Source organism: Corynebacterium sp. ACRQK, assembly GCF_022345965.1.
GTDB lineage: Bacteria > Actinomycetota > Actinomycetes > Mycobacteriales > Mycobacteriaceae > Corynebacterium.
Window position 1 is genome coordinate 154,555 of record NZ_JAKRMU010000006.1, and the last position, 13,046, is coordinate 167,600.

At 62.4% G+C, this 13,046-nt stretch carries 9 protein-coding genes and 1 tRNA gene; 4 read left to right on the forward strand and 6 right to left on the reverse strand.

The features are described 5' to 3' along the window. Positions 1-118: 118 nt before the first annotated feature. The 5 genes from MHX63_RS08255 to MHX63_RS08275 all read right to left on the reverse strand — a co-directional run bounded on the left by MHX63_RS08255 (position 119) and on the right by MHX63_RS08275 (position 5,564). The gene (locus tag MHX63_RS08255; RefSeq protein WP_239388077.1) at positions 119-1,027 is read right to left on the reverse strand and encodes a glycosyltransferase; all 909 of its coding nucleotides are present in this window, start codon (positions 1,025-1,027) and stop codon (positions 119-121) included. Positions 1,028-1,030: 3 nt separating this feature from the next. Continuing rightward, positions 1,031-2,872: a long-chain-fatty-acid--CoA ligase gene (locus MHX63_RS08260; RefSeq protein WP_239388078.1), complete on the reverse strand. Its 1,842-nt coding sequence runs from the start codon at positions 2,870-2,872 to the stop codon at positions 1,031-1,033. Positions 2,873-3,175: 303 nt separating this feature from the next. Further along, positions 3,176-3,673 (reverse strand): hypothetical protein, encoded by a 498-nt coding sequence (locus MHX63_RS08265; protein WP_239388079.1) that lies wholly within the window; start codon positions 3,671-3,673, stop codon positions 3,176-3,178. A gap of 206 nt (positions 3,674-3,879) precedes the next feature. Continuing rightward, positions 3,880-4,668 (reverse strand): ABC transporter ATP-binding protein, encoded by a 789-nt coding sequence (locus MHX63_RS08270; RefSeq protein WP_239388080.1) that lies wholly within the window; start codon positions 4,666-4,668, stop codon positions 3,880-3,882. A gap of 8 nt (positions 4,669-4,676) precedes the next feature. Next, positions 4,677-5,564 (reverse strand): ABC transporter permease, encoded by an 888-nt coding sequence (locus MHX63_RS08275; protein WP_239388081.1) that lies wholly within the window; start codon positions 5,562-5,564, stop codon positions 4,677-4,679. A gap of 396 nt (positions 5,565-5,960) precedes the next feature. On the opposite strand from MHX63_RS08275, the gene MHX63_RS08280 reads away from it, so the two are divergent. Together MHX63_RS08280 and MHX63_RS08285 are read left to right on the forward strand one after the other, a co-directional pair. Then, positions 5,961-7,316: an aminotransferase class V-fold PLP-dependent enzyme gene (locus tag MHX63_RS08280; RefSeq protein WP_239388082.1), complete on the forward strand. Its 1,356-nt coding sequence runs from the start codon at positions 5,961-5,963 to the stop codon at positions 7,314-7,316. Between the two features lie 9 nt (positions 7,317-7,325). Continuing rightward, on the forward strand, positions 7,326-8,201 hold the full coding sequence (locus tag MHX63_RS08285) for an EamA family transporter (RefSeq protein WP_239388083.1): 876 nt from the start codon (positions 7,326-7,328) through the stop codon (positions 8,199-8,201). A gap of 65 nt (positions 8,202-8,266) precedes the next feature. Here MHX63_RS08285 and MHX63_RS08290 read toward each other — a convergent pair whose 3' ends face one another. Further along, the gene (locus MHX63_RS08290) at positions 8,267-9,268 is read right to left on the reverse strand and encodes an NAD(P)H-quinone oxidoreductase (RefSeq protein ID WP_239388084.1); all 1,002 of its coding nucleotides are present in this window, start codon (positions 9,266-9,268) and stop codon (positions 8,267-8,269) included. Between the two features lie 90 nt (positions 9,269-9,358). Between MHX63_RS08290 and MHX63_RS08295 the strand changes: the two genes are divergently transcribed. Together MHX63_RS08295 and MHX63_RS08300 are read left to right on the forward strand one after the other, a co-directional pair. Further along, positions 9,359-9,443: transfer RNA gene (locus MHX63_RS08295), tRNA-Ser, on the forward strand. 530 nt (positions 9,444-9,973) lie between these two features. After that, on the forward strand, positions 9,974-13,046 hold a 3,073-nt coding region (locus tag MHX63_RS08300; RefSeq protein WP_239388085.1), incomplete at its 3' end, for a YPDG domain-containing protein.

Consider the following 13,046-nt stretch of genomic DNA (forward strand, 5'->3'; position numbering starts at 1 on the left):
GGCTCTGGTTCCAGGGCTGCTCAAGTGCTGCTCGGGGCACCGCGATAGTCACTTAAGACTACGCCTGTGACCGGGTAAAAGGGAAAATCCTGGCCGGTGTGTGCGCTTAAAAAGTTGCTTAGAACTCCGGTCGGCGGAACTGTTCGCGCCGGCCGAGCGCGTGCAGCCGCAGCCACTCGGCGAACCCCTTCGGGTCCTTCTTCTGCACCAGGAAGAACCATCCGAAGCGGGCGTACTCTTGCGGCAGCAGCTTGCGCATGCCCGGCTGATTCATGATGTACCCGCGGTTGCGGTACGTGAAGAAGCGCTTGAACTCGTTGTCCGGGTACTGCGTGTGCATCTTCCCGCCAAGGATCGGCTTGAACTCGTCCGACCCGTCGGGGTGCAGGTATGCGCAGTTCAGACACGTTCCAAAGGGCAGGCCACTGCGGACCAGGCGGCGGTGGTACTCCACTTCGTCGCCACGGATGAACAGCCGATAGTCGGGAACGCCAATTATCTCCATCGCCCGCGCACTGATCAGCGCGCCGTTAAACAGGCTGGCGATCCCCGGAAGGAAAGAGCCCTCCAGCTCGGATAGCGTCCGCCGCCACACCAACCCCTGGCGCAGTGGGAATGCCAGCCGTTCCGGATTCTCGATGTTGCACACCACCGGGCTGATTTCCTCCAGCCCCTCGCGCTCCGCAACTTCCTGCAGGGTAGCCAACACGTGCGCGTCGGCGGGGCGTCCGTCGTCGTCAGCGCACCAGATCGCGTCGGTGCCCAGGGAAAGCGCAGTCAGGAATCCCAGCGCGAAGCCCCCGGCCCCGCCTAGGTTCGTCGCGGATCCCACGTAGTGGCCCCGCGACCCGCACACCGCGTCCACCAGCTCGCGCACCGCCGGGTCGTTGCCGTTATCCACGACCACCACATGCGCGACCTCCGCGCCCTCCTGGTTGGCAACCTGGCGCAGCGAGGCCTCCAGCAACTTCACACGGTTATGCGTGACGATCACTGCGGCGACGGTGTCTTTCCTGCTCAGCGGCATGTTTTAGGCCTGTTCTTTCTCTGCTACTAGCTCCTGCACCTCACGGCGGCGCACCTTGCCCAGCTGGTCGGCGGGCAGCTCTTGGAATGCATGGAATACCTTCGGCACCTTATACGCAGTAAGTCGTTCTTTGGCGAAGGCGCGGAAGTCATCGGCGTCAATAACAGCACCATCGGCCAGAACCACAGCCGCAGCGACGGTCTCGGACCCATCCTTGCGCGTCACGCCAACGACCGAAGCCTGCTCGATGGAAGGGTGCTCGCACAGGACCTCCTCGACTTCGGCGGGGTAGACGTTGAAGCCACCGGTGATGATCATCTCCTTGATGCGCGAGACGATCTTCAGGTACCCGTCGGATTCCATGACGGCCATGTCGCCGGTGCGGAACCAGTCCTCGTAGAAGGCGTCGGCGGTGGCGTCCGGGCGGTTCAGGTAGCCCTTGAACACCTGCGGGCCGCGGACGACCAGTTCGCCGGCCTCGCCGTCGGGCATGGTCTCGGCGGGGTTGTCCGGGTTGGCGATGCGGATTTCGGTGGAGGGGAAAGGCACGCCGATGTAGCCCTCGCGTCCCTTGCCCATGGGGTTACCTGCGATGATCGGCGCGGTTTCCGTCAGGCCGTAGCCTTCCACGATTTTGCCGCCGGTGCAGCTTTCCCACTCGCGGACGGTTTCTGCGGGCAGGGCGCTGGCGCCGCTGAAGGAATTACGGATACCGGAGAGCGGCATGTCGCGCTTCGCAGCTTCCTTCATGATGTTCTGGTACAGCGCGGGCACGCCCGGCATCCAGGAGGGCATGTTTTTCTTCATCACGCGCATGACCAGCGGCATTTCAGGCGCGGGCAGCAGTTGGATCTCGCCGCCGACCATTGGTGCGAGGGTGATGTTCATGGTCAGGCCGTATGCGTGGAAGATCGGCAGTGCGGCCAGCATGACCTCCGGCTTCGGCCCCTTGCCCAGTCCCTTCACCCACGCTTGGCCCTGTCGCAGGTTCGCGATGAGGTTGCGGTGAGTCAGCACGGCGCCCTTGGGCTTGCCGGTGGTGCCGGAGGTGTAGAGGATCAGCGCGGGGTCGGTCGGGTCGGTCTTTTTATTATTGACGCCCCCACGCAGCCACTTTTCGCCATTTCCGCCCGTGCGCATGAAGCTCTTCCAGGAGACCGCGGCTGGCGCCGGGCCGGTGAGTTTTTCCTTCATGGCCTTGATTTTCGGGATCGGCAGCTTCAGGGCGTAGCGCAGCGGGGCGGGCATCTCGTCGGGGAGGGTGACGGCGATGACCGTTTCGAGGGGGCTATTCAGCCGCAAGGTCTCGGCGACGTCGCCGACCTTATCCCAGAAGAAAGCCACCTTGGCGCCGTGGTCGTTGAAGGGGTGGCGGAGCTCGGCGGCAGTGTACAGAGGGTTGTGCAGGGTGGGAACTGCGCCGATGTTCTGGACGGCGTAGAAGGCGATGAGGGCCTGCGGGCAGTTCGGCAGCACGATGGCGATGTGGTCGCCGCGCTGCACGCCCAGCTTCTCCAGGGCTGCGGAGGCGATGGCGACCTGGCGGCCGTACTGCTCGTAGGTGGTGGCCTTGCCGAAGAAGGTGAAGGCGTTGCGCTCGCCGATGGTCTCCACCGCGTGCCAGAAGACCTCCGGGATGGTGAAGCCCGCGGGGTTTTCTGCCGGGTCGTCGAGGTTGATGATGTGCTGCGTCCACGGGGTGTAGTGCTGCAGCCAGGCCTTAGAGTTGAAGGCTTCGGATGCGGTTGTGCCGTCGCTGGCGGGGGTGCCTGCTGGTGTGGCTTCTTCGTTGCTGGCGGGGGTGCTTGCGCCGTTGTCGCCTGCTGGGTTGGTCAACTGTTTCACCTGGTTCTGCGTGTGTTGTTCGTAATTGTTCTACGTGTGTTCTGGGGTTTTAATTGCTGGGCGTGGCTGTGCTTACTTGCAGTGTGCGCTGTGGCGCGCCTGCACTATGGAGTGTGCCTTCGGTCACGCTTGCGTGTCCGTGACCGAGTCTAACGCTTCGGACGCTCCAACTGGCGGGGTTCTTTAATTCTCTTTTTATCTCTAGTTTGTGGCTAGCTCGCGCCGGGGCGGGTTGGACGGTTCGCGAAGCTGGAGGTGAAGGCGAACGGGGGCGAGGGCGTCAATAAGAAAGAACAAAAAGGGCTACGACCAGGCGAGCGCGCCGCCGCTCCAGAGGGTGCAAGGCGGGCGGGTCGGGCGCGCGGCGAGGGTGTGGAAATGCTCGTTGACCTGCTCGACTGCGCGGCCGGAAAGGTACGTTTCCGCCGTGACGCGCAGCTGCGATTCGCGCGGGCTTTCGGAGAAGCGGGTGATGAGGCGCGCAGCCGTGCGGGCGCGTTGGGCGCCGTGGCGGATGGGCGCGGTTTCCGGCGTGGCGGTCAGAGTGGCGCCTGGGTCGCGCATCCCGTCTTGCCACGCGCGCCACGTGCGCCATGCGTTCCACGTGATTTTCTTTGTGTGCAGCGCGGCCTCCGTGGCGATGACGGCATCGTCCAGCGAGTGTCGAAGCCCCAGGTCGTGGCACGTATCCAGCAGTCCGCTGGTCCAGATTTCGCCGAACTCTGTGGGGATCAGCACGGCGCGCTGGCCTTGCCCCGGCGCCAGTCTGACTGATTCGCCCCTCGCTGCGAGTCGTTGCATTCTTCGTGCCTCCGAGGGGTTCATCGTGTGAACGTCGAGGAGCAGCTTGGCCTTCCTGCGAGGTGGTACCTGGGGAAATGTGACCTCGCGTGCCCGCCGGGCGAGGCCCGCAGGCGCCCAACCTCGCCAGGGCTAACCCCCAGCGCCCCGCTACCCCCAGCCTCGCAAGCCCCAGCCCCGCAAACCTCAGCAAGCTAACAGCAAAACTAACCCCGGCCCAGGTCCTTCAGTACCCGGCGGACGTGCGCACCAGCCTCCGGCCCCTCATAGGCCTCAACCACATCATCCACGCGCCCCACCTGCCGGACCTCTCCGTGGTCGATCCACAGCGCACTGTCACACAGCTGCGCCAAAAATTCGTTGCTGTGCGAGGCGAAAACCAGGATGCCGCTGCGCTCAATCATCTCCACCAGTCGCCCGCGCGCCTTAGCCATGAACGCAGCATCCACGGCGCCGATGCCTTCGTCCAGCAGCAGAATCTCCGGGTCGATGCTGGTCACAACTCCCAAAGCCAGCCGAATCCGCATGCCCGTCGAGTAGGTGCGCAGCGGCATATCCAGGTATTCGCCAAGTTCGCTGAACTCCGCAATGTCGTCCATTTTCCGCCGCATCGCCTTCCGCGTCTGCCCCAGGAACAGCCCGCGGATCATGATGTTCTCGTACCCGGAGATCTCCGGATCCATGCCCACACCCAGGTCGAACACGGGTGCCACGCGCCCGCGCACAATCGCGGACCCGCGCGTCGGCTCGTAGATCCCACTGAGCAGGCGCAGCAGAGTGGACTTGCCGGCGCCGTTGTGCCCAACCAGGCCGATCCGGTCGCCATCTTGCAGATGCAGATTGACGCCCTTAAGCGCCTCCACCATCACCGTATTCGACGAGTTCCTGCCGATCGCGCCGCCGGCAGCCCCCAGGAATGTCTGCTTCATAGAGCGGGTCTTCGCATCGAAGATGGGGAAGTCTACGCACGCGTCGTAAGTGTCAATCGAAACCATGTCATCTCCTATACCCAGTAGCTCACGCGGAAGCGCCAGCGCCGCATCACCAGCAGCGCCAGCGCAAGCCCGATCACCGTCAGCACGCCCACGATGCCCCAGTGGTAGGCGGGGACTGGCTCGCCGATCATCGGTCCGCGGACGATCTCCAGGTAGTGGTACAGCGGGTTAATCTCCGCTATCTTCGCTCGCTCGGCCACTGCCCCGCCTTGGTCGCGCAGGGTTTTGGTGGTCCAGACGATGGGCGTCATATAGAAGGCCAGTTGGACCAGCGAATCCAGCAGCGGGGCTACGTCGCGGAACCGGGTGGCGATGATGCCGAAGAACATGGTCACCCAGATGCCGTTGGCGATCATCAGGGCCATGGCGGGCACGACCAGCAGCACTTCCCATCCCAGCGAGGGGCGGAACACGGCCAGCAGCACCAGCCAGATCACCAGGTTGTGTAGGAGGAAGAGGAACTGCCTCCACACCAGGCGGTATACGTGCACCGACAAAGCCGACGGCAGTTGTTTGATCAGCCCTTCGTTGGCGATGAACACTTCTGAGCCGTCCTTGATGCAGCCAGAGATAAAGCCCCACAGGATCAGGCCGACGGCGACGTGCGGTAGGAAGCTCGCGAGGTCTTGCTGGAACAGCAGGCTATACAGCAGGCCGAGGGCCAGGGCCATCACGCCGGTGGCGATGGTGATCCACAGGGGCCCGAGGGTACTGCGCCGGTAGCGTTGTTTAATGTCCTGCCAGCCGAGTGCGAGCCAAAGTTCGCGCTGCGCAAGCCCTTTCTTCAGGTCGGCCCACGCCGCGCCGAATGTTTGGGAGTTGCTAGCTGGGATGTCGCCTTCTGCCGCGGCGGTGATCCGCTGTAGATCCGCGGCCTCTGGCATTTTTTGTGACATGTGGTCCTGCTTCTTGTTACTGCTTCGCGTTTTGTTGCTGTTGCTTTGAGGCAGTCTATTTTACTTTGTGACGCCCACACCTCCTATTCCCGGCGAGTCCCGCTTCTGCTTTGCCGGCCGTGCCGGCGGCAGTTCCCCGCGGCGCGAGGCGCCGGTTCGCGGCCGGGACCGGGTGCGGTGTTGCCAGTCGGGATTGGGCGCTAGTATCGGTTGAGGTTAGTTCCCCGGGCTCCTCGCCGGGAGCCGCTGCATCGCGCAGTGGCCCGTTTGCGGCTGGGTCGGGGAGTGGTTACCGCCCTTTGAAGGGGCGCCGTCGCGAGCCGCAAGAATGTGGCGCGAGGTGTGAAAAGTACCGTCCGAAGCAGTTCATACATAAGGAATGTAAGGAGTAGTCCAGTGTTCGATGTACCACGGGTCCGGGGGTTGTATGCATCGCTGGCGGATGGCTGGACGTACTTAAACGCGCAGGATTTCCCGCAGGTGCCAGAAAGGGTGTCTTCGGCTGTGGCGCGGAGTTTCCGGGTGGCTTCTTTGCTGGAGCCGCCGGAGTCCGCGACCGGTTCACATTCCCGCGCGCAGCGCCTGGGTCGCCGCATTGGTGAGTCTTTCGGCGATTCCGCGCGCACTGCGATTGCAGACCTGACGGGCGCGCGGCCGGAGAATGTGGTGCTGGGCGCCTCCCGCGAGGCTCTGCTGGACGACCTGGCGCACGCTCTGTACCGGCGCCTGCGCCTGGGCCAGGAGGTCGTGCTGTCCCGCATCGACGATCCGGCGAACGTTACCCCGTGGAAGCACGCGGCCGATCTCTATGGCGCTCGGGTGCGCTGGGCGGAACCGGATCTTTCCAGTGGTGTGCTGCCGGCCTGGCAGTTTGCGAACTTGGTGGAGCCGGAAACCACGGTGGTGGCGGTCTCCGCCGCAAACCGTTACGTGGGTGCGGTGACGGATGTCCGCGCCATCGCTGATTGTGTGCGGGCGAAGTCCCGGGCGCTGCTGGTGGTGGACGTGGATTCCTTCGCCCCGTACCGCGTGGTGGACGTGGAGCAGATGGGCGCGGACGTGCTGGCCTTGGATGTCGCTAGCCTGGGCGGCCCGAGCGTCGGCGCGCTGGTGTTTAAGGACGATGCCACCCGCCGGGCTGTTTTCCGCTCCGAGCATGGTGTGGGCGTGGGTGGCGTGTCCGAGGGTCTGCTGGGTGGTGTGGCGGAGGCCGTGGACCACCTGGCCCGCCTGGATGATTCCGCCCGTGGCACCCGCCGTACCCGGTTGAAGACCGGCCTACCGCATGCGGCGGACTACCTGAATTCCCTGGCAACGCACCTGGTGGAGGGTCTGCAAACCCTCGGCACCGTTCATGTGATCGGCGTGGATGGCGACGGCCCCGTGCTGGAGGAGTTCGCCTCCGTGGACCGCGTTCCGCGCGTGAGCTTCCTGGTGGATGGCGTGCCCGCGGGCGTGGTGGTGCAACGCCTGCTGGCTAATGGTGTGGTCGCGGGTGTGGTCGCACTGGGCCAGTCGCAGCTGCTGGAGCGCATGGGAGTTTTCGAGGAGCAGCCGGCTGCGCCGGGCGCAAACTCTCGTGGCCGCCACGTTCGCAAGGGCGCGGACTCAGGTACGGCCTCGGCCGCAGACGCAGCCTCTGCGCTGGGTTCGGCACTGGACCAGGCCGGTGCAGTTTCCGTCGGGTTCGCCCCGCACAACACCGTGCATGATGTGGACCAGCTGGTGCGGGTGGTGGCGTCCGTAAGATAGCGTGGCCGTGTGCTTCGACTGATTACTGCGCTTACACCGATAATTTGGGGAACGACGTACATCGTCACCACGAACCTGCTGCCGCCTGGGCGGCCTCTGCTGGCTGGTGTGCTGCGTGCGCTACCTGCGGGTTTGATGCTGCTGCTGTGGTTCCGCAGGCTGCCGCGCGGGCAGTGGTGGTGGAAGTCCGCGGTGCTGGGGGTTGTGAACATCGGCGGCTTCTTTGCTCTGTTGTTCGCGGCGGCGTATCTGCTGCCGGGCGGGGTGGCGGCGATCGTGACGAACACGGCGCCGTTGTGGGTGATTGCCCTGAGCCCGGCGCTGTTGGGCACGCGCATTCAGCCGTACCAGGTGATCGGTGCGCTCGTTGCCGTGGTGGGTGTGGCTTGTTTAGTATTGACGCCCGCCGCGGCCCTGAATGCCGGCGGTATCCTCGCGGGCTTGGGCGCCAGTGTGTGCATGGGTCTGGGTGCGATTCTGGCGAAGAAGTGGGGTAAGCCGGACGATGTGCCGCAGTTGGCGGTGACGGGCTGGCAGCTGACTTTCGGCGGGCTGTTCTTGGTTCCGCTGCTGCTGGTGATGGAGGGGGTGCCGGATCACCTGACCGGCCAGAATGTGTTGGGTTATGCGTATCTGACGATCTTCGGTGCCCTGATTGCGTATGGCATCTGGTTCAACGGCCTGGCCAAGTTGGACGTGGTGCAGGTGGCGATCCTGGGTGTGCTTTCCCCGGTGACGGCGACGTTCCTGGGCGTGGTGTTCGTCGGCGAGCGGCTTTCGTTGGTGCAGTGGGTTGGCCTACTGCTGGTGCTGGCGGCGCTGGTGTTGGTGCAGACGGGCGGGTGGCCGCGGCGGCGTGGGCGCCACGTGAAGTCACGCGCTTAAATGCTTCGCCCGCTGCTTAGGGGGCGCGAGCCGGGCCCGACGCTTTGATAACGCGACCGCCGGGCCTAGCTCTGCGGTAGCTCGAGCACGATCTTGCCGGTGACTTCCCCGGCCAGCAGTGCCTTGTGCGCGGCGGCGGCTTCGGCGATGGGCATGATCCGGTCGATGTGGTGGGTGATCTGCTCGTTTTCCAGCAGCGGCCAGACGTTGCGCAGGGTTTCGGCGACGATGCGCGCCTTGACTTTCGCGTCGCGGTAGCGCAGGCCGGTGGCGCTGATGTTTCCGCGTTTGTTGAGTAGCTTGGCGATGTTCAGCTCGCCCTTCACGCCGCCTTGCATGCCGATGATCACGATGTGCCCGTCGGGGGCCAGGGCCTTTATGTTGCGGTCGAGGTATTTTGCGCCGATGATGTCCAGAATCACGTCCGCCCCGCCGTGTTCGGCGAGGATATCGGCGAAGTCCTCTTCCTTGTAGTTAATGAGGATGTCCGCGCCATAGCGGCGGCATACGTGGAGTTTTTCCTCGGAGCCGGCGGTGACGGCCACGGTAGCGCCGAGTGCTTTGGCTAGTTGGATGCCGAAGATGCCGATGCCTCCGCCCCCGCCGTGGAACAGGATGGTATCGCCTTCGCGTAAGTGGGCGGTCATCATGATGTTGGACCAGACGGTGCAGGCAACTTCCACCACGCTGGCGGCTTCGGCGAGGCTGTATCCGGCGGGGATGGGCAGCAGTTGGCCTTCGGGCACGGTGGCGTATTCGCTGTACCCGCCTCCGGAGAGCAGGACTGCAACTTCGTCGCCGGGATGCCAGGGGGAGCCGTCGGGGCGGGTGGCTCCGTTGGGGGCTTCGATCACGCCTGCGGCTTCGAGGCCGATGATGTCGGTGGTGCCGCGGGGTGGGGGATAGTGGCCTTGGGCTTGTAGGGTGTCTGCTCTATTGACGCCCGCGTAGTGGATGCGCACCAGGGCTTCGCCGGGTTGGGGATCGGCGATGCTGGTGGTCTGCCAGGCCAGGGAGCTGGGGTTTTCGGTATCGGTCTGGATGATTGCGTTTGTGGTGATGCTCATGGTCTCCACCCTAATGAATCATTGTGCGGCTGGGAATGGGTGCGTTGTGGTGTGGGGTGTAAGATGTCTTGAGCGGTATTGAGCCGCGTTGGAAGTATGGCAGAGCGGCCGAATGCACTGGTCTTGAAAACCAGCGATGGGAAACCATCCGGGGGTTCAAATCCCTCTACTTCCGCAGATTTCGTGCCCCCTGGTCGGTTCTTCCATGAACTGGCCCGGGGGGGCGTAGTTTTTGCGACGGGGAGGCTGGAGCCCCCGGTTTAGGCGGGAAGGGGTTGGCAACAGATCTCAGCAAAGTCTGAAGATTAACTTAAGGGCTTGGGGGGTAAAGGGAGGATGTGGCAGATGTTAAAAAGAAAGTATATATAGATTCACTCTATACATAGCTTCATCTTCGCATCTAATAGATTTCCGAATATTCAGGGAGGGCGCTGAAGGAAGCTCAAAGAGTATTACTTTCATCCATTGCTGGAGGGGTTTGTTGATAAGGTGTGTAGATCGTATGTGCTGAACCTTTATTTAATATAAGAAAGTTGCGGTCGCTTTTTGGGGAAATGGGGAGTAAGGTTCTTCAAAGAGGCTTGCGCGCGCATGCAATTCTTGCGTAAATGCAGATCGCGACGGGTGCGGGTCATGGCGTGTGACCTTCTCGGTGCGGGTGGGTCGTCAAGAAACTTAGAGAAGTCTTTAGAAAGGACCTAACTCATGGCAAACTTGCGCGGACGTATCATCCGTACTGGTTTCGGGGCTAAGGCCCTCGGCTTTAAGAACAACAGCATGAAGTCCATCGCAGCCGCTGGTGCTGTGCTGGCGCTGGCAACCACCGGCACCGTGGTGGTGCAGACCCAGACCGCTCCGGCTGCGCTTGCGCAGCCGGAGCAACCGGCTGCTGAGGCGACCGCAGCCCAGGATCAGATCATCGACGCTGACATGATCGCCAGCGGTCGTGTCACCAATGCTGCTAACCTGACCGACGCGCACGGCGTTGGTAAAGGCCTGATTTCCGGTCACGTGTACATGGCTACCCCTGGTGGTAACCCGGGTGCTGCGTACGACAACGGCAACGTGAAGCTGGACGGTATTACCGTCTACGCACAGTTCCGTGACAAGGACGGCTCCTACTCGCCAGTCTTCAGCGCGAAGACTCACACCTTGCCGGGCGTCGTTGGAGGTAACGGCGGCAAGGGCACGTTCGCATTCGGTACTGGGGGTAAGGGCATCACCTGGAAGGACAAGCTGGGCCGTGAGCACACCTGGGCCGCGCGTACTGACCAGAAGCACCGTATCTGGGTGGAGCCGTTCACCAATGATCGCGGCAACAAGGTTGTCATGTTCCGCCAGGCCAACGGCTTCGTCCCTGGTTCTTTCAACGGCCTGGTTGAGAGCCCGCTTGGTTCCTTCGCTGTAGCTGACGGCAACATCCAGCAGATGGCGGCGTTCCTCCAGGAAGTTCCGCCGAACCACGAAACCAGCTGGATGGCCGCTAAGGGCGACAAGCTCGTTGAGGACCCTGAAGGCCCGATCAGCGCGGCTTCTACCCAGACCAAGGTCCCGAACACCATTTCGGGTCGTGTATGGCTCGAGACCGGTGGCCCGGACAAGGGCATTGTGGCTACTGGCCCCGCGATGAACGGTATTGATGAGGCTGCTGACGGCTACACTGTCTACGCGTCTACGCTGACCAAGGACGGCGCCGCAGCGAACCAGAAGCTGCACGAGCAGTACAAGGACGACCCGGGCAAGCTGGCTGGCGCCACCAAGAAGATGCTCGAGGATCACCCCGAGTACATCCTCAAGACCGTCCACGGTAAGACCGATAACAAGGGCAACTACACCCTGCGCTTCGGCAAGTACGAAAAGGGTCAGAAACGCGAAGACATCCTCAACCCGAACCACGTCTTTGTGTGGGTTGAGAACAAGGACGGCGTGGTCCAGAACGGCTACACAGGCTTCCACACCCCGATCTTCCGACGTTTCGACGGCGGCGGTAACTTCCGTGCCTCGGCAATCCCTGGTGAGAACCAGCTGCCGATCGACTGGGGCAATGGTATCGGGTTCCAGAACCTGAACTCGTTGTACAACGTTAACTACGGCATCATGCCGTACACTCCGGTGTCGATCACGGCTGATTACAACGCGACCGACAAGCCGGCTGCCCCTGGCACCAAGGTGACCCCGGAGCTCAACGGCGACCTGTCGGCGCTGTCGTCGAAGGTTGAGTGGCGTGACCAGAAGGGCAACGTTCTCAAGACCTGTGAGCTCGACCAGTCCAAGGGCATAAAGGCCCAGGTCGCCGCGTGCACCTTCGACATCCCGAAGGATGCTAAGAAGGGCGACTACTTCAACGTGGTCCTCGTCTCCGGTGGCAACGGTGTTTCCGCATGGACTGTCCTGGTGACCAAGGATGCCGACGAGTTCGCCCCGTCTTACGAGGACAAGCTGGTTGTTCCTGGTGAGGAAACCAAGTCTTCCCCGACCTTCACTGATAAGGACGGTAAGGACGCCAAGGCTCCTGAGGGTTCGAAGTTCGCTATTCCGGAGGACTTCACTGCTCCTGAGGGTTACGAAGTCAAGATCGATGAGAACACCGGTGAGGTCACCGTTACCTTCCCGGATGAGTCGAAGCTGAACAAGGACACCGTTGAGGAGTTCGATGTTCCGGTCACGGTGACCTACCCGGATGGCAGCAAGGATGACGCTAAGGCGAACTTCAAGCTGGATACCGATAACGACGGTAAGCCTGACACCGAGGACGAGGATGACGATGGTGACGGCATCCCGGACAAGGACGACAGCAACTCGAAGGTTCCGAATGCGAACGAGCACTTCGATCCGAAGTACACCGATGGTTCGGGTAAGCCGGGTAGCGATGTCAAGATCGATGCTCCTTCCTTCACTGATAAGGACGGTAACCCGACTGAGGCTCCTGGGGGCACGAAGTTCACTCCTGGCGAGAACGCTCCGGATGGTGTGACCGTCAACGAGGATGGTTCCGTCAAGGTGACCATCCCTGAGGATGCGAACCCGGGTGACAAGATCACTGTTCCTGTTGAGGTGACTTACCCGGATGGTTCTAAGGACAACGTCGATGTCACCGTCACGGTGACCGACAAGGACAACGGCGTTTTCGAGCCTGCTTACGAGGACAAGCTGGTTGTTCCTGGTGAGGAGACGAAGTCTTCTCCGACCTTCACGAAGGCCGGCAAGGACGAGAATGGTGAGCCGACTGAGGAGAAGGTCGACGCTCCTGAGGGTTCGAAGTTCAAGATCACCGACGGGTTCACCGTTCCTGAGGGCTACGAGGTCAAGATCGATGAGTCCACTGGTGAGATCACGGTGACTGTCGACGGCGACAAGCTGAGCAAGGACACCGTTGAGGAGTTCGAGGTTCCGGTCACGGTGACCTACCCGGATGGCAGCGAGGACAACGCCAAGGCGAAGTTTGAGCTGGACACCGATAATGACACCGTCCCGGACTCTAAGGATAACGACGACGATAACGACGGCTACACCGACGAGCAGGAGGAGGAAAAGGGCTCTAACCCGAAGGATAAGGGCTCGATTCCGGCAACTCCGCTGCAGCCGGGTAACCCCACCGATGCTGCAACTGTTGAGCCTGGTTACGAGGATGGTTCTGGTAAGCCGGGTGAGGATGTGACGGTTCCTGCTCCTGAGTTCAAGGACAAGGACGGTAACCCGACTGAGGCTCCTGAGGACACCACCTTCAAGCCGGGTGATGATGCACCTGAGGGCGTGACGGTTGATGAGAACACTGGTG

Coding starts and splice junctions, on each gene's coding strand:
- MHX63_RS08255 (WP_239388077.1), bottom strand. CDS start 1,027: ATGCCGCTGAGCAGGAAAGACACCGTCGCCGCAGTGATCGTCACGCAT.
- MHX63_RS08265 (WP_239388079.1), bottom strand. CDS start 3,673: ATGCAACGACTCGCAGCGAGGGGCGAATCAGTCAGACTGGCGCCGGGG.
- MHX63_RS08270 (WP_239388080.1), bottom strand. CDS start 4,668: ATGGTTTCGATTGACACTTACGACGCGTGCGTAGACTTCCCCATCTTC.
- MHX63_RS08275 (WP_239388081.1), bottom strand. CDS start 5,564: ATGTCACAAAAAATGCCAGAGGCCGCGGATCTACAGCGGATCACCGCC.
- MHX63_RS08290 (WP_239388084.1), bottom strand. CDS start 9,268: ATGAGCATCACCACAAACGCAATCATCCAGACCGATACCGAAAACCCC.